This is a genomic window from Janthinobacterium sp. SUN137, from assembly GCF_030587265.1.
Lineage (GTDB): Bacteria > Pseudomonadota > Gammaproteobacteria > Burkholderiales > Burkholderiaceae_D > Janthinobacterium > Janthinobacterium kumbetense.
On sequence record NZ_JAPWHZ010000001.1, the window covers coordinates 30,682 to 54,657 of the forward strand.

At 65.2% G+C, this 23,976-nt stretch carries 21 protein-coding genes; 15 read left to right on the forward strand and 6 right to left on the reverse strand.

Annotation, left to right across the window (positions count from 1 at the left end; genetic code table 11):
• A complete protein-coding gene (locus O3298_RS00140) occupies window positions 1-2,784 on the forward strand; it encodes an Hsp70 family protein (protein WP_305058241.1) in 2,784 nt (927 codons plus the stop codon).
• A gap of 15 nt (window positions 2,785-2,799) precedes the next feature.
• Here O3298_RS00140 and O3298_RS00145 read toward each other — a convergent pair whose 3' ends face one another.
• From O3298_RS00145 to O3298_RS00155, 3 genes are all read right to left on the reverse strand, one after another.
• Window positions 2,800-4,341 (reverse strand): CHASE2 domain-containing protein, encoded by a 1,542-nt coding sequence (locus O3298_RS00145; protein WP_305058242.1) that lies wholly within the window; start codon window positions 4,339-4,341, stop codon window positions 2,800-2,802.
• A gap of 121 nt (window positions 4,342-4,462) precedes the next feature.
• On the reverse strand, window positions 4,463-5,791 hold the full coding sequence (locus O3298_RS00150; protein ID WP_369811425.1) for a serine hydrolase domain-containing protein: 1,329 nt from the start codon (window positions 5,789-5,791) through the stop codon (window positions 4,463-4,465).
• A 28-nt stretch (window positions 5,792-5,819) separates the two neighbouring features.
• The gene (locus tag O3298_RS00155) at window positions 5,820-7,316 is read right to left on the reverse strand and encodes an alginate export family protein (RefSeq protein ID WP_305058243.1); all 1,497 of its coding nucleotides are present in this window, start codon (window positions 7,314-7,316) and stop codon (window positions 5,820-5,822) included.
• A gap of 210 nt (window positions 7,317-7,526) precedes the next feature.
• Here O3298_RS00155 and O3298_RS00160 point away from each other — a divergent pair, with 210 nt between their 5' ends.
• A complete protein-coding gene (locus O3298_RS00160) occupies window positions 7,527-8,663 on the forward strand; it encodes a sigma-54-dependent Fis family transcriptional regulator (protein WP_305058244.1) in 1,137 nt (378 codons plus the stop codon).
• A gap of 142 nt (window positions 8,664-8,805) precedes the next feature.
• Window positions 8,806-10,614 (forward strand): NAD(P)/FAD-dependent oxidoreductase, encoded by a 1,809-nt coding sequence (locus O3298_RS00165; protein ID WP_305058246.1) that lies wholly within the window; start codon window positions 8,806-8,808, stop codon window positions 10,612-10,614.
• A gap of 74 nt (window positions 10,615-10,688) precedes the next feature.
• Here the strand turns inward: O3298_RS00165 and O3298_RS00170 are convergent, their stop codons facing one another.
• Window positions 10,689-11,255: a YceI family protein gene (locus tag O3298_RS00170; RefSeq protein WP_099667289.1), complete on the reverse strand. Its 567-nt coding sequence runs from the start codon at window positions 11,253-11,255 to the stop codon at window positions 10,689-10,691.
• Window positions 11,256-11,281: 26 nt separating this feature from the next.
• Between O3298_RS00170 and O3298_RS00175 the strand changes: the two genes are divergently transcribed.
• The 9 genes from O3298_RS00175 to O3298_RS00220 all read left to right on the forward strand — a co-directional run bounded on the left by O3298_RS00175 (window position 11,282) and on the right by O3298_RS00220 (window position 20,447).
• Window positions 11,282-11,518, forward strand: coding sequence for a hypothetical protein (locus tag O3298_RS00175; RefSeq protein ID WP_305058247.1), 237 nt, complete (start codon window positions 11,282-11,284; stop codon window positions 11,516-11,518).
• A 71-nt stretch (window positions 11,519-11,589) separates the two neighbouring features.
• Window positions 11,590-12,105, forward strand: a complete 516-nt coding sequence (locus O3298_RS00180) for an RNA polymerase sigma factor (RefSeq protein WP_305056361.1) — start codon at window positions 11,590-11,592, stop codon at window positions 12,103-12,105.
• 8 nt (window positions 12,106-12,113) lie between these two features.
• Window positions 12,114-13,109 carry a FecR domain-containing protein gene (locus O3298_RS00185; RefSeq protein WP_305058248.1) on the forward strand — a complete coding sequence of 332 codons (996 nt, stop codon included), beginning with the start codon at window positions 12,114-12,116 and terminating at the stop codon, window positions 13,107-13,109.
• A 101-nt stretch (window positions 13,110-13,210) separates the two neighbouring features.
• On the forward strand, window positions 13,211-16,132 hold the full coding sequence (locus tag O3298_RS00190) for a TonB-dependent receptor (RefSeq protein ID WP_305058249.1): 2,922 nt from the start codon (window positions 13,211-13,213) through the stop codon (window positions 16,130-16,132).
• Window positions 16,133-16,363: 231 nt separating this feature from the next.
• Window positions 16,364-16,786 (forward strand): biliverdin-producing heme oxygenase, encoded by a 423-nt coding sequence (locus O3298_RS00195; RefSeq protein ID WP_305058250.1) that lies wholly within the window; start codon window positions 16,364-16,366, stop codon window positions 16,784-16,786.
• A complete protein-coding gene (locus O3298_RS29140; RefSeq protein WP_369811426.1) occupies window positions 16,786-17,925 on the forward strand; it encodes a TonB family protein in 1,140 nt (379 codons plus the stop codon). Before O3298_RS00195 ends, O3298_RS29140 begins: the two co-directional genes overlap by 1 nt.
• A gap of 185 nt (window positions 17,926-18,110) precedes the next feature.
• Window positions 18,111-18,920 (forward strand): methionine ABC transporter ATP-binding protein, encoded by an 810-nt coding sequence (locus O3298_RS00210; protein WP_305058251.1) that lies wholly within the window; start codon window positions 18,111-18,113, stop codon window positions 18,918-18,920.
• Entirely contained in the window at window positions 18,913-19,587 is a 675-nt protein-coding gene (locus tag O3298_RS00215; protein ID WP_046683994.1) for a methionine ABC transporter permease, read from the forward strand. Before O3298_RS00210 ends, O3298_RS00215 begins: the two co-directional genes overlap by 8 nt.
• A 32-nt stretch (window positions 19,588-19,619) precedes the next feature.
• The gene (locus tag O3298_RS00220) at window positions 19,620-20,447 is read left to right on the forward strand and encodes a MetQ/NlpA family ABC transporter substrate-binding protein (RefSeq protein WP_099667284.1); all 828 of its coding nucleotides are present in this window, start codon (window positions 19,620-19,622) and stop codon (window positions 20,445-20,447) included.
• A gap of 81 nt (window positions 20,448-20,528) precedes the next feature.
• On the opposite strand, the gene O3298_RS00225 is transcribed toward O3298_RS00220, so the two are convergent.
• On the reverse strand, window positions 20,529-21,146 hold the full coding sequence (locus O3298_RS00225; RefSeq protein WP_099667283.1) for an OmpW family protein: 618 nt from the start codon (window positions 21,144-21,146) through the stop codon (window positions 20,529-20,531).
• Window positions 21,147-21,292: 146 nt separating this feature from the next.
• Entirely contained in the window at window positions 21,293-22,189 is an 897-nt protein-coding gene (locus O3298_RS00230) for a LysR family transcriptional regulator (protein ID WP_305058252.1), read from the reverse strand.
• Window positions 22,190-22,429: 240 nt separating this feature from the next.
• On the opposite strand from O3298_RS00230, the gene fur reads away from it, so the two are divergent.
• The 3 genes from fur (at window position 22,430) to O3298_RS00245 (ending at window position 23,952) form a co-directional block, all read left to right on the forward strand.
• Window positions 22,430-22,867 carry a ferric iron uptake transcriptional regulator gene (gene fur, locus O3298_RS00235; protein WP_099667281.1) on the forward strand — a complete coding sequence of 146 codons (438 nt, stop codon included), beginning with the start codon at window positions 22,430-22,432 and terminating at the stop codon, window positions 22,865-22,867.
• A 69-nt stretch (window positions 22,868-22,936) separates the two neighbouring features.
• Window positions 22,937-23,302, forward strand: coding sequence for a MerR family transcriptional regulator (locus O3298_RS00240; protein WP_099667280.1), 366 nt, complete (start codon window positions 22,937-22,939; stop codon window positions 23,300-23,302).
• 59 nt (window positions 23,303-23,361) lie between these two features.
• Window positions 23,362-23,952 carry an NAD(P)H-dependent oxidoreductase gene (locus O3298_RS00245; protein WP_305058254.1) on the forward strand — a complete coding sequence of 197 codons (591 nt, stop codon included), beginning with the start codon at window positions 23,362-23,364 and terminating at the stop codon, window positions 23,950-23,952.
• Window positions 23,953-23,976 lie beyond the last annotated feature (24 nt).

Consider the following 23,976-nt stretch of genomic DNA (forward strand, 5'->3'; position numbering starts at 1 on the left):
ATGCGCAGCGCTGTGGGCAAGCCGGCCTTCCTGGTCGGCATCGACCTGGGCACCACCAACACGGTGGTCGCGTATGCGGCGGCTGGCGATGCGCCGGCAGGAATAAACCTGTTCGCCATCGAGCAGCTGGTCGCTCCCGGCGAAGTGGGCGCACGCCCCCTGCTGCCTTCCTTGCGCTACCATCCCGCCGCCGGCGAACTGGCGGCGGGCGACTTGACGCTGCCGTGGCCGCAGCAGGACGTGGCCGGCGTCGAGCATGCCGTTCTGGGCGCGCTGGCGCGCCAGCTGGGCGCCCAGGTGCCGGGCCGGTTAGTGGCCAGCGCGAAGAGCTGGCTGTCGCACGCGAACGTGGACCGCCAGGCGCCCATCCTGCCGTGGGGCGCCGAGGCCGACGTGGCCAAGGTGTCGCCCGTGGCGGCCAGCGCCAGCTACCTGGCCTACGTGCACGCCGCGTGGAACCACCGCTTTCCCGACGCTCCTTTGGCGCAGCAGGAACTGGTGCTGACCATCCCCGCCTCGTTCGACGAGGGTGCGCGCGCACTCACCCTGGAAGCGGCCCGCATGGCGGGCTTGCCCGCGCTACGCCTGGTGGAAGAACCGCAGGCGGCCTTCTATGATTTCCTGCAGCGCCGGCGCGCCACCCTGCGCGCAGACTTGGCCGACACGCGCCGCATTTTAGTCTGCGACGTGGGCGGCGGTACCAGCGATTTCAGCCTGATCGACGTGGCCTTCGATGACGACGGCGAACCGCAGCTCACGCGCAGCAGCGTAGGCAACCATTTGATACTCGGCGGCGACAATATGGACCTGGCGCTGGCCCATCTGGTGGAAGCGCGCCTGGCCGCCGGCCAGGAAGGCGGCATGAAGCTGTCCGCCGCGCGCCTGTCGCAGCTGATGGAGCGCTGCCGCGCCGCCAAGGAGCTGCTGCTGTCCGCTGACGCGCCGGAGAAAACCACCGTCACCTTGCTGGGCGCCGGTTCGCGCCTGATTGGCGGCAGCCGTTCCGTCGACGTCACGCGCGAGGAAGTGGCGGCCATGGTGGTCGACGGCTTCTTCCCGAAGGTGGAGCTGGGCGACACGGCGAAAAAAGGCCGCGCCGGCATCGTCGAATTCGGCCTGCCGTATGCGCAGGACGCGGCCATCACGCGCCACCTGGCCAGTTTTCTGCAGCAGCATACCGGCGCACTGCCCGATACCCTGCTGCTGAATGGCGGCGTGTTCCGCGCCGACGCATTGGCGCGCCGCCTGGCCGACACCCTGGCGCATTGGCGCGGACAGCCGCTGGCCATCCTGCACAACGACAATCCCGACGTGGCCGTGGCCCGTGGCGCCGTCGCCTACGCGCTGGCCCGGCGCGGCCAGGCGCCGCGCATCGGCGGCGGTTCGCCGCGCAGCTATTTCCTCGTGCTGGGCGAGGCGGGCAAGGACCACCGCGCCGTCTGCATCCTGCCCCGCGGCAGCGCCAGCGGCGAGGAAATCCGCCTGACGGAGCGCCTGTTCGCCTTGCGCCTGGGCCGGCCCGTGCGCTTCCACCTGGCCACGTCCCTCTTTGAGGCGGGCACGCCGCCGCAGCTGGGCGAGATCGTCGACCTGGACGACGGCGAGTATTTGCGCCTGCCGCCGCTGGCCAGCGTGCTGCACGCCAAAGACGGCGGTAATGACAAACGCGACATCACCGTGCAGCTGGCCACCGTGATGACGGAAGTGGGTACGCTGGAAGTGCATTGCGTGGCCGCAGCCGATGCCAGTGCGCGCTGGCTGCTGGAATTCCAGCTGCGCGCTGGCAAGGAAGAGCAAGGCGGTGGCGAGGCTCAAGCCGTGTCGCCGCGCATGAAGGAAGCCATCGAGAAGATCGAGCGCATTTTCGGCGGCAAGGCGCAAAAGGTCGACGTCAAGGAAGTACGCCAGTTGCGCCAGCACCTGGAACGGGGGCTGGGCGGGCGCGAAAGCTGGGATACGCCGCTGTTGCGCCAGCTGTTCGACGCCCTCCTGCTGCGCGCCCGCGGCCGGCGCCGCTCCGCCGAGCATGAGCGGGTCTGGCTGAATCTGGCCGGCTACTGCCTGCGTCCCGGCTACGGCGATGCGCTGGACCCGTGGCGCATCGAGCAGCTGTGGGCGATGTTCGACACGGGCGTGCAGCACCACAAGGATAGCCAGGTGCGCGCCGAATGGTGGACCCTGTGGCGCCGGGTGGCCGGCGGCTTGAACACGGAGCAGCAATTGCGCCTGCTCGACGACTTCGCCTTCAACCTGCAAGCCGATGCGGCCCAGCGTGGCAGCCGCCCCGTCACCCTCGTGAACGGCAGCGACGACGACATGCTGCGCCTGGGCGCCTCGCTGGAGCGCATCCCCGGCGCCTACAAGGCCGAAGTGGGCGCCTGGCTGATCAAGCGGCTGGAGAAAGCCGGCAAGAAGGGGGAAACGGCGGACACGAACACCCTGTGGGCGCTGGCCAGGGTCGGCGCGCGCCAGCCCTTCCACGGCAGCGCGCACGAAGTGGTCGACAGCGCCACCGTGGCCGACTGGTTGCAGGTGCTGCTGGCGCTGGACTGGAAAAAGGTGGAACCGGCCGCTTTCGCCGCCACCCACCTGGCGCGCATGACGGGCGACCGCTCGCGCGACATCGCCGACGATTTACGGGCCACCATCCTCGCCCGTCTGAAAGCCGTGGGCGCCCCGCCCCTGTGGCAAGCGATGGTCAGCGAAGTGACGCAGCTGGACGAAGCGAACACGAAACGCATGCTGGGCGAGGCGCTGCCGCCGGGGTTGAAGCTGATCAATTAATCAACTGCCATCTCGCTACACCAGCGCCACCACCAGCAACACCACCGCCAGCGGCGCCTGCACCAGCACGATGCCGGGATGCGTGCGGCGCAGCTGGGCCCACACGGACAGGCCCGGCACTTCCTCGTGCGGGTGGTGGGCTTCGTCGCGCAGCGACATCGCGTGCAGGAACATGCCGGCGATCAGGGGGCCGGGATTGACCCACCAGCCCTGCTCCAGCAAGCCGCGCGACAGGTAGATGGCCAGTGCGCCGATGGCAAACGGCGAAGCCCACACCAGCGCCAGCATCAGGCGGATGCCATAGAATTCCGCCAGGGTGCCCATGCGGTGCAGGCGGCTGAAATCGTGGTCTTCCATGCGCTTGTCGATGGCCAGTTCGGCGCGGCCGTACAGGGTCCACAGGCCGCCGAACAGGCAGCCCAGCAGCACGCCGATGACGATATCGGCTACGAACACCGCATATTTATTGACGTCGGCCGTGCCGATGCCCAGCGACGTGTGGGCGGCCGCATGCAGGTGCAGGCCGGCCTGCTCGCCTTCGGCCGTCGTATAGCGGTCGCGCACGTCATACGTGCTGCCGATATACACGACGTTCTTGCGCAACGCCCCGGCATCCACGCCGGCCTGGCCTTCGATCAGCTTGACGCGCGTGCGCGTGGGGTTCAGGAATGCCGGCGCCACGGCGGCCGGGTGAAACGGCGCGGTGACGGCGTTCTGTTCGGCCGCCGCCTCGGCGTCGCCGCGGATGACGGGTTCGAACGCCCAGCGCGCCAATTCCTTTTCGCTGCCCGTGCGCCGCGCCAGCTGGCACACGCGGCCGGCCAGCGCCAGCCCTTGCTTTTGCTCGGACAGGACGGCCGGCATGGGCTGCTTCTGCTCCTGTTCATCGGCGCCATGCGCCAACTCGAAGGCCACGGCCGCCAGTACGGGACTTTTCAGCTCGATGCGCGTGACGGCGCCCATGCGTTCGCGGATTTGTGGGCTGGCAAAGTGGATGCCGGCCGCGCAGCGCGCGCGTATCCACGGCAGGTTCGCATTCCGGTCTGATTGCTCGGGCAGGATCAGCACCAGTTGCCGGCCATCGGCGGCCAGCCGGTCGAGCAGGCGGTCCAGCGGCCGCTCTCCCGCCTTGTGCTGTTCGTACACGGCCGGCGCCAGGTCCAGGTCGATGGCCAGCACCCTGCTGCCGCGCGCAGCGGCACCGGCGATCAATTGCTCCAGGCGCGTGCGTTCCAGCGGTTCACGCTCGTCGAAGACCTGTTCGAACGCGGGCTGGTCGATTTCGATGATGCCGGGCCGGTAGACGGCGCCCGGGTCCTTGCCCCGGTCCAGCAACTGCTCCTGCGCCGCGCTGGCGCGCAGCATGGCCGCATCGAGCCATTCGAGCACGTGAAAACCTTCCAGCGCCAGCATCAGCGCGGCGATCAGGCTGGCGCCGATCACGTGGTGCAGCAAGTGCGTGCCCGTCAGCTTGAAGGCCGAGCCCAGCTGGGCGACCGGCCACAGCAGACGCCGCCAGAGCGGCGGGTGCGGTTGATCCGGCTGGCTGGTTTCCACGGTGCCTGCTCCTTGCGCGCAACGAATAAATTATCACCCAGGCAACAAGTGGTAACGAAAGGACAGTATATTGCAGTTGTGCCCGTTTCGCCGCACGGCTGGCAAGGGTCAGCCTGGCACCCTACTTCGGCTTGGCCAGCAGCAGCTTGCCCAGCGCTTCGAAGGCCGGCGTGGTGGTCGGGTCATTGGCCGCATTGGCCGCCGTCGGCGTCGAGGCGAAGCGCACGATCACCATTTCCGCCTTCGGGTCGACGTAGATGCGCTGACCATACACGCCGCGCGCCATGTAGGCGCCATGGTCGTTATGCGTGACCCACCACATGTCGCGGTAGCTCCAGCCCTTGAGCAAATCGTAGCCGCCCTTGGCGAACAGCTGCTTGTCGCCGCCGCGGCGGATATCCGCGACAGCCGCGCGGGGGATGATTTGCTGGCCGTTGTAGCGGCCATCGTTGCGCAGCATTTCGCCGAAGCGGGCCAGGTCGCGCAAGCCCGCGCTCAAGCCGCCGCCGGCAAACGGCGTGCCCGTCGAATCGACGCTCATGTAGGCATCCTGTTCAGCGCCCAGCTTCTGCCAGATATGTTCGGACAGGTACGCGTTGACGTTCTGCCCCGTGACGCGGGCGATGATCCAGCCCAGCACGTCGGAGTTCACCGTGCGGTAGCCGAACGCCTCGCCATGCCGGCCCTCGTGCCGCACCGTTTGCAAATACTCGAAATAGCTGCGCGGCCCCGTGTAATCCTTCGGCTTGGGCAGCGGATTGCCGGCCGCCGCGTGCTGCCACACTTCCGCTGTCGGGTCGGCGTAATCTTCGCTGAATTTCAGGCCCGTGGTCATGTCGAGCACTTGGCGCACGGTGGCGTCGCCAAACGCGGACTTGGCCAGTTCCGGCACATACTCGGCCACTTTCTTGTTCGGATCGAGCTTGCCTTCAGCCACCAGTGCCGCGCCGATGGTGCCCATCACGGACTTCGTCACGGACATGGCGCCATGCTGGCCGCTGTCCTTCAGCACGCCGAAATAGCGCTCATACACGATGCGGCCCCGGTGCAGCACGACGATGCCGTCCGTGTAGTTGGCGCCCAGCGACTGCTCCCAGGTCATCGTTTCCGTCGCCCCCAGGGGCGTGAAGCGCAGGCTGTCGATATCCGTGCGCAGCGCGCGCGGCAAGGGCACGGGCGCTTTCAAGCCGCGCGCCACCTCCACCGTCGGCATCAGCTGGCGGAAATGCGACACGCTCCAGCGCAACTGCGGGAAGGTGAAATAGCTGCCATCGTCGAAGCGGATGATTTTATCGGCCGGCGGCGGCGCGCCCACCATCCATTGCAAGGTGGCCGGGTCGCTGGCGGCGGCCGACAGCGGCGCCGTCGCTTCTGCCGCATGGGCGCCGGCGGCCAGCGCCAGGCAGGCTGCGGCCAGGGCCAGGCGTTTCATGCTGGGGAAATTGTTCATGTGATGCTCTCCTTGATAGACAAAATACTTAATAGACCCATACGACGTTGGCCAGCCAGCCCGTCCACGTCCTGGCCTGGCCATTCACCAGCTGGTTGACGCCCGACTGCGCGAACGAGGCGCTGAAGCCCAGGGTCAGGTAGGTATTCGGGTTCACCACGCGCACATACTTGACGAAGACATCGTTCGCCAGCATCGGACGCAACACGCCGGCGATCACCACGGGCGCGTCGCCCGGCACGTCGAGGCGCGTGGCCTGGCCGAACTGCAGCGGGCTGCCCATCTGGTTGGCCCGTACCTGGGCCAGGTAGGCGGTCACGGTATCTTTCGGCGTCGGGTGCAGCTCGATGGTAGCCTGCAGCGCATTCACGTTGGCATTGACGAAGACCCAGGTCGCCTTGCTGCCAGAAGCCCAGGCGCCCGGCGTGCCTTCGAAAAACAGCGGGTCGAAGCGCTCGTTGCGCGCCGTGCGCGGATCGTCGCCTGAAAAACTCTGGTAGCCAAGCGTGAACTTCGGCGTCCAGGCCACGTCGGGCAGCGAAAAGCCCCCTTCCGTGCGCCAGCCCCAGGCCCGCATCGGCTCGCGCGTATTCCATTCGCGCGCTGCGTCGACGCCGAACCAGCCTTTCGGCAGCACGGTGGGCAATACGGGAACGCGCGCATAGCCATACACGAACTGCAAGTCCTTGCGGCCTTCGGGCACGGCCAGCGGCGCGCCGATGCCGCCTGGCGCCGCCTGCGGATACGCGGCATGCGAACGGGGCACCTTGCCATATGCAATGCCGGCCTTGCGGTCGTTCGCGGGCGCGTAGCTGAAATCAACGCCGACGACGCGCGTGCCCGAATCGTTGTCGGGGTTTTCATTCGGGTCGAGATAAAACGCCTGGGCGCTGAACGCATCCTGGCTTATTTTCGCCACCACGGAATTCTGGAAAGCCTTGCGCGGCCCCAGTTTCAGCGCGCCACGGTCAAAGCCGTTCGAGCCGCCATTGGCGATCAGCATGCCGGTGCCCAGCGTGAAATTTTGCGCGCCGGCCGACAAGTCGAGCATGGCGCGCGTGCCGCCGAGCGGCATGCGGATGCCAGCGACGAATTCCTCGATCGAGATGCGGCCCGTATCGCCGGCGCCGAATGGATCATGGCGCGCTGTGCCGGAGCCGACGGCGGACACGCGCGCACACAGCTGCTTGCCGTCGCCCAGATTGCGCTTGAAGCCAAGGGCCGGCTTGACATAGAACTCGTACCAATAGGGGTTGAATTCGAAGCCGGGATTACGCGCGGGCGCATTCGACAGCTTCCAGAACAAGTTGTTTTCGCCGGCCACCTGCACGCCCGCTTCCACGGAGCGCGTCACTTGCCAGTCGGCGCCGATGGCCGGTTCGACGGCGGCGCGCCGGGCCACTTCCTTTTCCAGGCTGCTCTGGCCATCGGGATCGAGCTGGCCGGCGGCACCGCAGGAGGCGCTCGCTCCCAGCAAGGCCAGCACCATCGTTCTGCGTGCCAGGAACATCGCTTGCATTGCCATAGATATCCCTTGCGCTGGCTGACTGTCAATTTGAGCGAATGTTATCAGAGATGCTCTTTTTTATTGTTGTAAAGCATCCTATTGTGCGGCGCGGCTGTGGTGAGACGAACGTCTCACGGCAGTCCCATGCTGCAATGCGGCATGCATGTGCCAGCGCTTCGTGCTAAAAACGGGCATACCATAAAAAATACCGAGACACCGGAGAGCGCCATGCCCTACGTCCGCCAGACCAGCCATATCGACCGCGTGCGCGACCTGATCGCCGGCCGCATCGTCAATCCAGGGGCCGATACGGCCAGGCTGGCGTCGTCGTACCGGCGCTCGCTGGACGACTACCGGCTCGACCCCGCCTCCACCACGGGGCCGCGCATCCTGACGGGTGCCGAGCTGCGCACCATCCAGCAATCCGAAGAAAATTTTCTGCGCTCCACGGGCCAGTGCCTGCCGCGCCTGCACGCCATGGTGCGCGAAGCGGGCTACTGCGTCATCCTCGCCAATGCGCGCGGCGTGACGATCGACTACGTGGTCGACACGGACCAGCGCAAGGATTTCAAGAAGGCGGGCCTGTATCCGGGTTCGTGCTGGTCGGAAGAGGAGGAAGGCACGTGCGGCATCGCCTCCGTGCTGCTCGACCATGAAGCCATCACCGTGCACAAGACCGACCATTTTCGCGCCGCGTTCACGGGCCTGACCTGCAGCGCCGCGCCGATCTTTTCGCCGCACGGCGACTTGATCGGCGTACTTGATGCCTCCGCGCTGACCTCCCCCGACGCGCGCGACAGCCAGCGCCTGGTCAGGCAACTGGTGCGGCAAGGCGCGACCCTGATCGAAGACGGCTTTTTCCTGAAGTCCTACGGCCATTGCTGCATCCTGCTGGCGCACCGCAACCGCCACTTCGTGGAAGTGCAGCCGGAGATGCTGCTCGCCATCGACGAGCATGGCGACATCGTCGCCGCCAACCGCTGTGCGCGCGACGTCATCGGGGGCCTGGACACGCTACCGCGTCCCGTCGGCGACGTGCTGGAAGTGCGCGCCGAGCGGCTGTTCGATGCGCGCGCGGGACACAATCTGCTGTCCTTGCGCCTGGCCGGCGGCAGCACCTGGCTGCACGCCCGCGTGCGCGCACCGCTGCGCCAGGCCGGCGTGCGCGCCACCCGCGAGGCGCCTGTCGCGCCGGACGCACTGGCATACACTGCGCCGGAACAGGCCGAACGCACGCGCATCGTCCACGCCATGAACGCCGCCAAATGGCGCCCGCTGCAGGCGGCGGCCATGCTGGGCATCTCGCGCGCCACCCTGTACCGGCGCCTCAAGCAGTTGCACATCGTGCCGCCGCACCGCCAGTAGCCGTCCGAAAAGCTGAGATTTCCGTCTCAAAATCAGCCATGCTGCGCTGCGCAATGCGGCGCCGGAACGCCAGTGTTACAACATCGTCAGCGGCAACACAGCCGCATCCCATCATAAAGTCAGCAGACTTGGAGGAGACACGATGCAAACCGATAGCAACCCGCACGACCTGGCCGTGGCCGGCATCCTGGAGCAGCTCGAAGGCGCGCTGCGCGCCGGCGACAGCACGGGCGCCGCGCAATTGTTCGAACAGGACGGCTACTGGCGCGACCTGGTGCTGTTTACCTGGAATTTGAAAACCCTGGAAGGCCGCGAGCAGATCGCCGCCATGCTGGCCGCCCAGCTGGGCGCCGTGCAGCCGCTCTCCATTCGCATCGCCGACGGCGAACATGCCAGCGAGGCCGGCGGCGTGCTGCAAAGCTGGATCACGGTGGAAACGAACGTGGCGCGCGGCGTGGGCTTCATCCGCATCCGCGACGGCAAGATCTGGACCCTGCTCACCACCATGAGCGAATTGAAGGGTTTTGAGGAAGCCAAGGGCGGCCGGCGGCCCATGGGCGCGGAACACGGCGCGCGCACCAACCGCAGCAGCTGGCTGGAGCACCGCGAGCAGGAAGCCAGGGAACTGGGCTACGCGCGCCAGCCCTACTGCGTCATCATCGGCGGCGGCCAGGGCGGCATCGCGCTCGGTGCGCGGCTGCGCCAGCTGAACGTCCCCACCATCATCATCGAGAAAAACGCGCGCCCGGGCGACAGCTGGCGCAAACGCTACAAGTCCTTGTGCCTGCACGACCCCGTCTGGTACGACCACATGCCGTATATCCCCTTCCCCGACAACTGGCCCGTCTTCACGCCCAAGGACAAGGTGGGCGACTGGCTGGAAATGTACACCAAGGTGATGGAACTGAACTACTGGGGCTCGACGTCATGCGAATCGGCCAGCTTCGACGAAGCGTCCGGCGAGTGGACGGTGCAGGTGCTGCGCGACGGCCAGCCCGTCACCCTGAAGCCGAAGCAGCTGGTGCTGGCCACGGGCATGTCGGGCAAGGCGAACATGCCGAAGTTCAAGGGCATGGACGTGTTCCAGGGCGAGCAGCAGCACTCGTCGCAGCATCCGGGGCCGGACGCGTATGTCGGCAAGAAGGTGGTCGTCATCGGCGCGAACAATTCCGCGCACGATATCTGCGCCGCCCTGTGGGAAGCGGGCGTGGACGTGACCATGGTGCAGCGCTCGTCGACGCACATCGTCAAGTCCGATTCCTTGATGGACCTGGCCCTGGGCGACCTGTACTCGGAACGGGCGCTGGCCGCCGGCATGACGACGGCCAAGGCCGACCTCACGTTCGCCTCGATTCCGTACAAGATACTGGCCGACTTCCAGAAGCCCGTCTTCCAGGCCATCCGCGAGCGCGACGCGGACTTTTATGCGCGCCTGGAAGAACGGGGCTTCATGCTCGATTTCGGCGACGACGATTCCGGCCTGTTCATGAAATACCTGCGCCGCGGCTCCGGCTACTACATCGACGTGGGCGCCTCGGAGCTGGTCGCCGAGGGCAAGATCAAGCTGAAAAGCGGCGTCGGCGTGCAGGAACTGACCGCCCATTCCATCGTGCTGTCCGATGGCACGGAACTGCCGGCCGACCTGGTGGTGTACGCCACCGGCTACGGCTCCATGAATGGCTGGGCGGCCGACCTGATCTCGCCGGAAGTGGCCAACAAGGTGGGCAAGGTGTGGGGACTCGGGTCAGACACGACGAAAGACCCGGGCCCGTGGGAGGGCGAGCAGCGCAATATGTGGAAGCCCACGCAGCAGCAGGCGCTGTGGTTCCACGGCGGCAACCTGCACCAGTCGCGCCACTACTCGCAATACCTGTCGCTGCAACTGAAGGCGCGCATGGAAGGCTTGACCACCCCCGTGTATGGGCAACAGGAAGTGCATCACCTGGCGTGATGGCAGGGGCAAGCAGATAAAAAAAATGGCGGCGGACCGAAGTCCGCCGCCATTTTGCATCATGCAGCCAACAATTACTGCTTGATGGCTTCGATGGCAAACGTCAGCGTGACGTCATCGCTGACAGCTGGCGCATATTTGCCGGCGTTGAATTCCGAGCGCTTGATCTTGGCCGTGGCGTTGGCGCCGCAAGCGTCTTTTTTCAGCATCGGGTGCGGTGCGCAGGTGAACGAGGTGACGGTCAGGGTGACTGGCTTGGTCACGCCTTTCAGGGTCAGGTTGCCGTCGACGGAAGCGAGCTTGTCGCCGTCAAAATTGAACTTGGTCGATTTGTAGGTAGCGACCGGGAACTTGGCCGTGTCGAGGAAGTCTTCTCCCTGGATGTGCGAGTTGAACAGGGTCGAACCCGTGTCGACGGATTTGGTGTCGATCAGCACTTCGACGGCGCCCGTCTTGGCGGCGCGGTCCAGGGTGACCTTGCCGGTGGTGTTATTGAAACGGCTTTGCTGCGTCGAGAAGCCCATGTGGGTGTACTCGAAGCGGGGGAAAGTGTGGCTGCCATCGATGACATAGACCTCAGGAGCGGCAACGGCGGACAGCGAGAAGCCGGCGGCGGCGATAAAAGCGAGCAGTTTTTTCATTGTAGGTTCCTAACAGAAAGTGGAGGATGTCAAAACCGCAACCGGCTGCAGGCGACTGGCGCATGCGGCTGATTGTCTGGCTTCAGTTGCAACAGATTATGCATGGCATGAAGATCGATGTAAAACGGAAAATATACCTAATTAGCATCGATAAAATCGATAATACATGGCGATATTCTCTGCGACAGCGCCTTCTGCTGCCGATTATTGTCTGCATTGCCAAAAATATCCAGCGTTATCCGGCACCTCAGATTACGCCATAAATGAGAATGATTCTTGTTATTATTTGATGGGCTTGCTATCATGGCGCGCTTTGATCACGGGGACATGCGCGGTGCTTGAACGCTATTACCAGGAATTGCTGCGCCTGATTTCGCGCTCCACGGGATGCCGCGACAAGGCACAGGACGTGGTGCAGGAAGCCTACGCCCGCCTCCTGGCGCGCCAGCCGCAAGGCGGCGCCCGCACCCTGCATGGCGATACGCCGCCCGACAGCGGCCAGCGCGCCCTGCTGTACGTCACGGCGAAAAACATCGCCATCGACGAACAGCGCTTGCACCAGAGGCGGCCCCATGACGCGCTCGACGAGCCGCACATGCAGCTGCGCGCGCCGCGCGCCGATGAACCCGAGCAACGGCTGCACGACCGGCAAACCATGGAACGCCTGCTGCTCATCATCGAGGGCTTGCCGCCGCGCTGCCGCCAGGCTTTCGCGCTGTACAAGTTCGATGGCCTGAGCCAGATCGAGATCGCCGCGCAGATGGGTATCTCCGTCAACATGGTGGAAAAACACATCATCAACGGCATGCTCGCCTGTAAAAAAGGCTTGCCCGAGCGGGATACGCTATGAAACAGCACATGACATCACAAGACACGACGGCCGACGACATCGACTTCCTGGCGGCGCAATGGCTGCTGCGCCGCGACGCGGGCCTGGCCGCGCACGACCTGGCGGCATTGCAGCAATGGCTGGAAGCGGACCCGCGCCACCAGCAGGCCTGGCAGGCGCTGGCCCGCACCGATGCGCTGCTGGCCAGCCTGCCCGCGCAGCGCGTGGCAGCCTTCAGCCAGCCCGTCGCGGCGGCGGGCGCGCCGTCATCGCTGCTGCGGCGGCTGCGCCAGGCGGCCTCTTTCCCGCCGCGCGGCGCGCTGGCCGGCGGCTGCCTGCTGCTGTGCGGCCTGCTGGCCTGGCCGCTGGCCGGCCATCTGCAGCGCCCCGGCTTCCAGCACGATTACAGCACGGCGCGCGGCCAGTTCGCCACGCAAGTCCTGCCCGACGGCAGCCGCATCGAACTCGATAGCGGCAGCGCCGTCGACGTGGCCCTGTACCGCGACCGGCGCAGCGTGCGCCTGCTGCGCGGCCAGGCCATGTTCCATGTGCAGGCCGACCCTGCGCGTCCGTTCCAGATCATCGCGGGAGCGGCGACGGCGACGGTACTGGGCACGCATTTTTCAGTGCGCCACGTGGGCGCCACGACCCAGGTGAGCGTGGCGCAAGGCACGGTGCGGGTGGAGAGCGAAGCCGGCGCGCATGCCGAAGTGCTGCGGGCGGGCGACACGGTCACCGTCACGCCGCAGGGCGTGCAAGCGCTGGCCAGGGTCAGCGCGCAAGCGGTGGGCAACTGGCGTGCCGGGCGCCTCGATTTCGAGGACGCCACCCTGGCCGAGGCGCTGGCCGAATTCGAGCGCTATGGCGATTCGGGCCTCGTGCTTGACGACCCGGCTCTGGCCGGCCTGCGCCTGAACGGCAGCTTCGACGCGAAGCTGCCGGCGCAGTTTGCCGCCGCCCTGCCCCTGGCCTTGCCCGTGCGCCTGCTGCGCCAGGACGGCAAGCTGCACATTCTCGCCCGCTGATGTATTCCACATGCAGCGAAATAAAATGCATCCGCACGTCAGGGTAAATGAGACTCATTCGTTTTAACTATGAAGGATCACCACATCACCATAGGAAAAACATGCATATGACTCCATCGCGCCCTCCCTTGCACGCCCGCCTGTCCCCCCTCTTCCTGGCCATCGGCCTGGCCTTCGCCACGCCCGCCGTGCATGCCGCCGCCGCGCCGGTGGCGCAGGTCGAATGGCACATCACCGCGCAGCCCTTGAACCGCGCGCTGAACGAACTGGCGCGCCAGGCCGGCATGGTGCTGCTGGCCGACGCGCGCCTGACGCAGGGACGGCAAAGCGCGCCGCTGCAAGGCCGCCATTCGCTGCCCGAGGCGCTGCGCCAGCTGCTGGCCGGCAGCGGCCTGCAGGCGCAGCTGCAAGGCGGCACGACCATCATCATCAGCGCGCCCGCCCCCGTCGCCGCAGGCGCCGTGCAGATCGGCACCCTGCGCGTGAATGGCCAGGGCGGCAGCGGCACGTTCGAGACGGACGACACGGACCCGGCCGACCTGCCCTACGTCACGTCCGCCTCGTCCGCCTACATCGGGCGCGAACAGATCGAACGCTTCCGCGGCACCTCGCCGGCCGACATCTTCAAGGGCGTGGCCGGCGTGCAGGTGGGCGACAGCCGCAACAGCGGCGCCGTCGACGTCAACGTGCGCGGCATGCAGGGCCAGGGCCGCGTGCCCGTGCTGATCGACGGCAGCCTGCAATCATCCACCGTCTACCGCGGTTACGCGGGCATCGCCGACCGCAGCTACATCGACCCTGACCTGATCAGCGCCATCCGCATCGACAAGGGGCCGAACCTGTCGGCGCAAGGCGCGGGCGCCATCGGCGGCATGGTCAGCATGCAGACCCTGCGCCCGGAAGACATCCTGCGCCCGGGCCAGCGCACGGGCGTGCGCCTGCGCGGCGGCATCCAGGACAACAGCGTCTCGGCGCCGGACGATTTCGGCAGCGCGCCGCGCACGCACCGCAACAAGCTGGGCAACCCGCGCAGCGGCTTTGGCAGCATCGCCGTGGCCACGCGCCAGGACGACTACGACCTGGTGGCCGCCATCAGCCAGCGCAGCATCGGCAATTATTTTTCAGGCACGCGCGGTTTCGAACGCTATCAGCTGCCCAATGCATGGGGTGGCGACGATGGCGTGACGCAGTTCTTCAAGAAAGGCGATGAAGTGCTGAACACGGCCAACCGCACCACCTCGGCTCTGCTGAAGGCCAACCTGCGCCTGCCGCACGAACAGAAGCTGGAGCTGGGCTACCGCTATTTCGACAGCAGCTATGGCGAAATCATGCCCTCGCAAATCTACCGCAACAGCACCGGCAGCATCCCGCAATGGGACCCCAGCCAGGTGCGCACCAACGCGCTGACGGCGCGCTACGAATGGAAGCCGGAAGGCCAGAACCTGATCGACCTGAAGGCCAACCTGTGGCTGACGGACATGCAGAGCAAGTCGCGCAACGGCGATATCTTCAGCAATCCGCTGGAAGGCAAGACCAATCCAGGCGACCACGAATGCAAGGAATGCGTGGAAGTGCTGTACCTGGCAAAGAACCAGGCGCGCCGCGTGGGCGCGGACCTGACGAATACCTCGCGCTTCGCCACCGGCATGGGTGCGCTCAAGCTCGATTACGGCCTGTCCTTGCAAAATGAAGATATCGGCCCGGCCGACAGCGTGCGCATCCTCGATGAAGACTTGAATGCCAATCACACGCTGCGCAACGGCAAGCGCCACGAGCAAAGCGCCTTCGCCTCGCTGCAGTGGCAGGCGCGCGACTGGCTGAGTGTCGAGGCGGGCGGACGCTTCCAGCGCTTCGATACGCGCGACCGCAACCGCCGCGCCGAGCAGCAATACCATCCGCAAGGCTGGCAATGGGTCACCATGTGGGACAAGGACGGCGATCAGATCGGCGCGGCGAAGTGGTACCAGGATGCGCAGGGCCGGTTCACGCCCGCCACCAATCCCGCGCTGGTGGGCGGCATGGTGGAAAACTACGGCACCGAGCCGGCGCCGCTGGACGTCTCGCAGGTGGACCAGTGGAGCGGCAATGGCTATGTCTACCGCGACGCCATTCCCGGCCTGTTCAAGTACAGCACGCCGATCCGCCGCAAGGACCACGGTTTTGCGCCCACGTTTGCGCTGACGGCGCGCCTGTCCGACAGCGTCAGCCTGTTCCTGCGCGATGCGCGCGGCTTGCGCATGCCCAGCCTGTACGAATCGACGATGGGCTTCTCGGCCACGTATTCGTCGCCCTTGAACGCCGAGCGCAGCCACAACCGCGAAGTGGGCGTGAGCGTGATCAAGGATGGCGTGTGGAGCGCCGCCGACAAGCTGCGCCTGCGCATCTCCTACTTCGACAACGTCACGCACGGCTACATCACGCGCCGGCCGATTCCCGACTTGCCGGCCTACGCACAGAATTTCTCGATGGCGAACACGGACAAATACAGCGTCTCGGGCATCGAACTGCAGTCGTCATATGACCGGGGTAGCGTGTTTGCCGACTTTTCCGGCACCTGGAACCGCAAGACCCTGATCTGCGACGCGGCCACGGCGGCCTATTTGCGCAAGGCCAGCAAGTGGGAATCGGATATCTGGAACACGCCCGACTGCTCGCCCATCGGCTTTTCCAGTTCCTACGTGAGCAACCATATCCAGCCCAAGCTGAGCGCCAACCTGACCCTGGGCACGCGCTGGCTGCAGGAAAAACTCACCGTCGGCACGCGCCTGACGCACGTCGGCCATCCGCTGGCGCGCCAGGATGACAAGGCCGTGTGGCAGTCGTGGACGGGCACCTCGCCGCAGGTGCTGACGCAGGCCTACACCCTGGCCGACCTGTTCGCCAGCTACAAGATCACGCCCAACGCCACCGTCGACGTGGCGGTGGACAACCTGACGGACCGTTACTACCTCGATCCGCTGACCCTGAGCCTGATGCCGGGGCCGGGCCGCACGGCGCGCGTCACGCTTGGCGTTCGTTTCTGATTTGATTCATCCTTATAATAGAGAGCAAATACTCCATGCATGCAGCAAGCGACACCAGCAGCACCTTGAACACCGTTCCGATTAACGCGGCCCCTAGCCGCAGCCAGCGCCTGAAAGCCGACACCATGGCCACCCACGACTTGCTGGACCAGCGCATCATGGCCAGCGCGCCGTTTTCCAGCCGCGACAATTACGCGCGCTTCCTGCAGGCGCAGTACGCGTTCCTGCGCGATGTCGACGCGCTGTACGACAACGCGCAGCTGGCCGCCCTGCTGCCGGACCTGGAACAGCGCCGCCGCTACGCCCATCGCGGCCGACCTGAGCGACCTGGGCACCGTCCTGCCGGCCGATGCGGCCACGCCGCCGTTCGACGCGCAACTGGACCTGGCCACGGCGCTGGGCTGGCTGTACGTGAGCGAAGGCTCGAAGCTGGGCGCGGCCGTCCTGTACAAACTGGCAGGCAAGATCGGCCTGGACGAGCATCACGGCGCGCGCCACCTGGCCGGCCATCCGGACGGACGCGCGCGCCACTGGCGCGATTTTACGTCCGTGCTCGATACGGCCGTCCTTGACGCCGCCGGTGAAGCGCGCGTGATCGACGGCGCGCGCGCCGCCTTCCTGCGCATGCATGGCCACGTGGAGGCTTGCGCCTGATGGAAGAGCCAGTAATCCAGGCCGGCGCGGAAGCGCATACGGCACGGCTGCGCCGCTGGGCCTGGACGGCCGCCGGCATGCTGATGGTGGCGCTGGGCGTGATCGGCGCCCTGCTGCCCGTCATGCCGACGACGATCTTCCTGATCCTGGCGCTGGCCTGCTTCAGCCGCGCCTCGCCACGCCTGGAACACTGGCTGCTGCACCACCCGCGCTTCGGCGCGCCGCTGCGCCAGTGGCGCGAACACCGCGCCGTGTCGCGGCGCGGCAAGGTCCTCGCTTGCCTGGGCATGGCCATCGGCTTTGTCGCCATGTGCCTCGGCCATCCGCCCTGGTGGGTCATCGCCCTCGTGGCAACGATGGAAATCGCCGTCATCATCTATCTGCTGCGCCGCCCGGAAGGGCCGGCGCCGGAAAAGACGCCGCCGGCGGACTGGCACAAGCCGCTGACCATCGCCACGGTCTTCGCCATGCACGGCGCCCTGCTGGGATGGGCCGTGTACCACCGCGCGCCGGCAGCGCCCGTGCTGGCCATCGCGCCCGACTCCGCGCAGCCGGCCATGCTGCTGTTCCTGCCGGCCGCCGCCCCGCCCCGCCCACTGGAGCAGAATCTTGCTGAACAGGCCAGCGCCGCAGCCGCGCCGTCGCGCACCCTTGCAAAAAAAGCAGCGCCAGCCCTGCCGCAATTCGTGCCGCCGCAGCCGGATACCGCGCCCATGCCGCCGCAAGCCGAGGCCGTCGCGGCCGTCGCCGAGGTGCGCCCTGCCCCCGTCACGCCGGCACCGGTGGCCACGGCGTCTATCGCGGCGGCGCCGCCCTCGCCCGCCCTGCCGCCCGCGCCACAGGAGCTGCGCAGCGGCGTATCGAGCTGGGAAGGCAAGGTTTTGGCGCGCATGGAGCGCTTCCGCCGCTATCCGACGGCGTCGCGCGCGAAGCAGGAACAGGGCGTGGTGTACCTGCGCTGCCGCATCGACCGCGACGGGCAGGTGCTGGCCGCCGCCATCGAGCGCAGTTCCGGTTCCGCTGCGCTGGATCAGGCCGCGCTCGACACTTTGCAACGGGCGGCGCCACTGCCGCGCATTCCCAAGGAACGGCCGGAGCCGCTGGAATTATCGATTCCCGTCGAATTTTCCATCGGCTGATCGCGTAAAAACCGCTTTTACTCTCGCCAAACACCCATATAGACATTATTTGCATATTCAAAGCAAGATTCTGTCGTAGGAGTAATAACACGATCGGAGGTATACTACGCAACCGACGTAACAGGCTGGGCGATTTGGCCCCTGCAAGCGCGCCTGTCACGGTCCAATAAAAAAGGAAACACTGCATGACCACACCACACCGTACGCCGGTGATTCGCATCGATGGCGCAAACAAGACCTTCGCGCTGCCCAAGGGCGAACAATTCCACGCGGTCAAATCGGTCACGCTGGAAGTCTATCCCGGTGATATTTTCGGCCTGATCGGCAAGAGCGGCGCCGGCAAATCGACCTTGCTGCGCCTGATTAACCTGCTCGAGCGTCCCGACAGCGGCAGCATCACGGTCGCCGGGCGCGAATTGACCAGCTTGAGCAAGGGCGACTTGCGCGACGCGCGCCAGAATATCGGCATGATTTTCCAGCAATTCAATCTGCTGCAAAACGCCAGCGTGTTCGACAACGTCGCCTTTCCCCTGAAAATCCATGGCACCACCAAGGGCGAGCACATCGCCGCCCGCGTCGAGGAATGCCTGGCGCTGGTGGGCCTGTCCGACAAGCTGCACAGCTATCCGGCGCAATTGTCGGGCGGGCAGAAACAGCGCGTGGCGATTGCCCGCGCCCTGGCCAGCCACCCGGACGTGCTGCTGTGCGACGAACCGACGTCCGCGCTGGACGCGGAAACGACGCGCGCCCTGCTCGACACCCTGCGCGACATCAACGCGCGCCTGGGGGTGACCATCGTCATCGTCAGCCATGAGCTGTCGGTGCTGGGCGCCATCTGCAACCGCGTGGCCGTCGTGGAAAACGGCGCCATCGCCGAACAATTCGATTTGAGCGACACGGCCACCCCGCGCAAGACGGCGCTGGGACGCGAGCTGGCTTATTACGGCACCGAGGCGTTTGAAGCCACCGCATGGAAGGATGCAACACATGTTTGAAGAATCGATCAATAACGTCATCAACCTGCTGCCGGAAATCTGGGTGGCGCTGGGCCAGACCATGACCATGCTGGGCATCGGCCTGACGGCCGCCATCCTGATCGGCGGCCCGCTGGGCATCTTGCTGTTCCTCGTCTCGGAAGGCCAGTCGCTGGAAAACCGGCCGCTGTCGACGATACTCGGCTGGCTGGTGAACACCGTGCGCAGCTTCCCCTTCATCATCCTGCTGGTGGCCCTGACGCCGTTTACGCGCATCATCGCGGGCACCTCGATCGGCCCGCTGGCAGCCAGCGTACCGCTGTCGTTTGCCGCCATTCCCTACCTGGCGCGCCTGGTCGAACAGAACCTGCGCGAAGTGCCGCGCGGCGTGATCGAGGCGGCGCACGCCATGGGCGCGTCGGAAATGCAGATCATCTTCCGCGTGCTGCTGGTGGAAGCGCGTTCCGGCCTGGTGCTGGCCCTGACCGTGCTGTCGATCAGCTTCCTGTCGTATTCGGCCGTGGCCGGCGTGGTGGGCGGCGGCGGCATCGGCGACCTGGCCATCCGCTACGGCTACTACCGCTTCGAGACGGACATCATGGTCGCCACCGTGGCCATCCTGATCGTGCTGGTGCAAACCATCCAGTTCGCCGGCACGCGCATCGCCAAGCGCCTCGACAAACGTTAATTCATATTCAGTATTTCAGTACAAGGAAAAGCATGAACCACATTCGCCGCAACCTGCTCCTGGCCGCTGCCAGCCTGGCCTTCGCCACCGCCGCCCACGCCAAGGACCCGAAAGAACTCGTCATCGGCACCAGCTCCGGCCCGTATTCGGACCAGCTGAAGCTGGGCATCAAGCCTATCCTGGAAAAACAGGGTTACAAGGTCAAGATCGTGGAATTCAACGACTACGTGCAGCCGAACTACGCGCTGGCCGAAGGCTCGCTGGACGCCAACGTGTTCCAGCACATCGTCTACCTGACCAAGTTCGCCACCGATAACAAGCTGCCACTGAGCTCATTGATCACCGTGCCGACCATGCCGATCGGTCTGTACGGCGGCAAGCAGAAAACGCTTGCGGAAGTCAAGAATGGCGCCACCATCACCATGCCGAACGACCCGACCAACCAGGCGCGCGCGCTGGTGATGCTGGCCAAGATGGGCTGGATCAAGCTGAAACCGAACGTCGACCCGCTGCGCGCATCCGAGCGCGACGTGCTGGAAAACCCGAAGAAGCTGAAACTGGTACCGCTGGAAGCGGCACAGCTGCCACGTTCGCTGGCCGACGCCGACTACGCTTTCGTGAACGGTAACTTCGCCCTGGCCGCCGGCATGAAGCTGACGTCTGCCCTGAGCGTGGAAAAGATTTCGGACAGCTACATCAACCTGGTCGCCATCCGCACGGCCGACAAGGCCAAGCCATGGGTCAAGGACCTGGAAGCGGCCTACCGCTCGCGCGCCTTCCTCGACGCGACGAACAAGTATTTGGCCGGCTACGAAAAGACGGATTACCAGCTGGCACTGGAAAAAACGCTGAAAAAATAAACTGCTACATGTCATGCAAAAAGGACGGCCAAGGCCGTCCTTTTTTATTGTCCGCGCCGCGCGGGCGCAGTCATGCCATGCTTAGAAGCGGTAGCCCACGCCTACGCCGATCAGGACAGGGTCGATCTTGACTTCGCTGGCCTTGGCGGCACCGACGAAGACGTCGCTGCGGATCTGCACTTTCTTGATGTCGAAGTTCAGCGACCAGTTTTTGTCCAGCTTGTAGTCGACGCCAGCTTGCAGCGCGAAGCCCCAGCTGTCATGCTCCAGACGGCCAGCGCCATTCAGCAGTTTCACGCTCGAAATATTCGTATAGTTCACGCCTGCACCCACGTATGGGCTGAACTGTTTTTCAGGCATGAAGTGGTATTGCAGCGACAAGGTCGGCGGCAAATGCTTGAACGTGCCGATATTTTGGCCACCTAAGGTGACGTCATGCTTTTGCGGATACGTCAGGATCAGCTCGGCAGCGATGTTCGGCGTGAAGAAATACGAAATATCGATTTCAGGAATCGTCTTGCTGCTGACGTGGATCGTGTCCGATGCGCCATTGCCCAAGACCGGCGTGGATTTGTTGGCAGGATCGATATGCACGGCGCGCGCACGGACCAGCCATGGGCTTTCCTGTGCCATGGCGTTGCCGGCGAATGCGCCGATGGCGGCCAGGACGATTGCTGCTGCAGTTGCGGACGTTTTCATTATGTTTTCCTCTGTCGTTAAGTAACGCTGCGAAGTCTAAGAGTGCAGTGCAACAAAAACTTTGATCCACATCAAATAGTGCTATATGGCATCACCAGAGGGATTTTTTCCTTTGCCCAAGTCAAAAATTGCCGTATTGCAGCGCATCAATGCACGTCGGCAAACAGGCTGGCGACCCAGTCGGCAAACACGCGCACGCGCGGCGACAATTGCCGGTGATGGGGATACAGCACGGACACGGGCAGCGGGTCGGGCCGCCAGTCCCGCAGCACTTCCACCAGTTCGCCGGCCGCCAGCGCCCGCTCCAGGTGGTAGCGGGGCGCCTGGATCAAGCCCATGCCCGCGCGGCAGCAGGCGTGATACGCGTCGGCATTGTTGACGGACACGGTGCCCGGCAAGGCCACGCTGTGGCGCTGTCCCGCCACCTTGAAATCGAAGGGCCAGACCTTGCCAGTCTGGGCGGAAAAGAAATTGACGGCGCGGTGGCCCTCCAGCTGCGCCAGATGCTCCGGCGTGCCGTGCGCGGTCAGGTAGGCGGGGCTGGCGCACGTCACCTGTTCCAGCAGCGCCACGCGGCGCGCCACCATCGACGAGTCGCCCAGTTCGCCCACGCGCAGCACGCAATCGACGCCTTCGCGCACCAGGTCGACGAGGCGGTCGCCCATGCCGATTTCCAGTTCGATCAGCGGATAGCGGGTGCAGAACCGGTCCAGCACGGGCATGACGAAGTGCATGGCCAGGGTCGCGTGCAAGTCGATGCGCAGCTTGCCGGCCGGCTGCTGCGCCGCCGAACTGAACACGGCTTCCGTTTCTTCCAGGTCCGCCAGCAGGCGCACGCAGCGCTGGTAATACGCGTCGCCATCGGGCGTGGGCGTCACTTGCCGCGTGGTCCGCTGCAGCAGGCGCACGCGCAGCCGCGCTTCCAGCTGCTTGATCGCATGCGTGACGGTGGCCTTCGGATAGCCGAGGTCATGCGCCGCCTGCGTAAAACTGCGCAGTTCGACGATGCGCGTAAAGATGCGCATCGCATCAAATCGGTCCATGCTTCCTCCATTGTTATTCCTTGCTGGACAGTATAGCGATTCAACCGCCACTTTTTATCAGCAACCAATACTGCTGGCATCAGTTGCCCGCCACGCAAGCGCCACTTGCGCCGATGTCACTGGATTGCCGCCCGCCCGCGCGGCATACTATTTACAGTACACACATGAGAATGGTAATGATTATCATTTGCGATATAATGCAATACCTCGCTAGGGCGACTACAAAAAGGAATGGGAGACATGGATATATTGAGGGAACTGCGTGAATCGGGCTTGAAAGTGACCATCCCCCGCTTGAGGATTCTGCAGCTGTTTCAAGAAGGCACGATCAAGCACCTGAGTGCGGACGATGTCTACAAACTCTTGCTGGCTGAAAAGATCGATGTGGGCCTGGCCACCATCTACCGCGTGCTGATGCAGTTTGCCGAAGCGGGCATCCTGTTTCGCCGGCATTTCGAATCGGGCCACGCCGTCTTCGAACTGAACGAAGGGCAGCACCACGACCACCTGGTCTGCACGGGTTGCGGCAAGGTCGATGAATTCGTCGACGAAGGCATCGAACTGCGCCAGAACGAGATCGCCGCCGAGCGGGGCTTCGTGCTGCACGAGCACGCGCTGTCGCTGTACGGCACCTGCGCCGAGTGCACGGCGAAGAAAGTGCCGCCGCGCCGGGCCTGAGGATGCCTGGGCCGTTTGGGCGCCGCTGCCATACGGTAAGATTCGCTCAAGCTTGAGAAAGGATCACCCATGTACATCGGAGAAATCGCCCGCCTGGCGGGCACCTCGCCCAAGGCCTTGCGCCACTATGAAGCGCTGGGCTTGCTGGGCGACGTGCGCCGCGCCGGCGCCTACCGCGTCTACACGCAGCAAGACCTGGCGCAAGTCAAACTCATACGCCAGGCGCAGGCGCTGGGCTTCCGCCTGGCCGAATTGCTGCCCATCCTGGCCGGCGACGATACGGACTGGGCCGCCCTGTCGCAGCACATCGCCGCCAAGCGCACGCAGATACAGCAGGATATCGCCCGCCTGCGCCAGCTCGACGCGCAACTGGCCGACATCGACACGGAAATCCACGACTGCCTGGCGCACCAATACCTTCAAGCGGCCGCTTGACTCTGCCCTCAGGGGCAGGCTTTAGCATGCAAGCTCTTCTTTAACGGACAGCCTGCACCATGACCAAGACGACACCCAAGCGCATTTTGATACTCCTCGGCCACCCGTCGGGCGACAGCTTTTGCGCCGCCCTGGCCGAGGCCTATGCCGCCACGGCCCGCAGCGCGGGCCACACCGTGCGCGAGCTGCGCCTGGGCCAGCTCGACTTCGATCCCATCCTGCACGAAGGCTACCGCCAGGTGCAGCCGCTGGAAGCGGACTTGCTGGCGGCGCAGGAAGCCATCAGCTGGGCCGAACACCTGGTGTTCGCCTACCCGATCTGGTGGGGCGGCGCGCCAGCCCTGCTGAAAGGCTTCATCGACCGCGTCTTTCTGCCCGGCTACGCTTTCAAGTACCGCCCCGGCAAAGCTTTTCCGGCGCAACTGCTGAAGGGCCGCACGGCGCAGCTGCTGGTGACGATGGACACGCCGCCCTGGTATTTCCGCTGGGTCTACCACATGCCCGGCATCCACCAGTTGCGCAAAACGACGCTGGAATTTTGCGGCATCAAGCCCGTCAGGGTAGCCAGCTTCGGCCCCCTCCTCGATTCCACCGAGCCGCAGCGCGCGCGCTGGCTGGCCCAGGCACAGGCGCTGGCCCGGCGCCTGTAAGTTGCTTGCCATGCAGCCATCTTG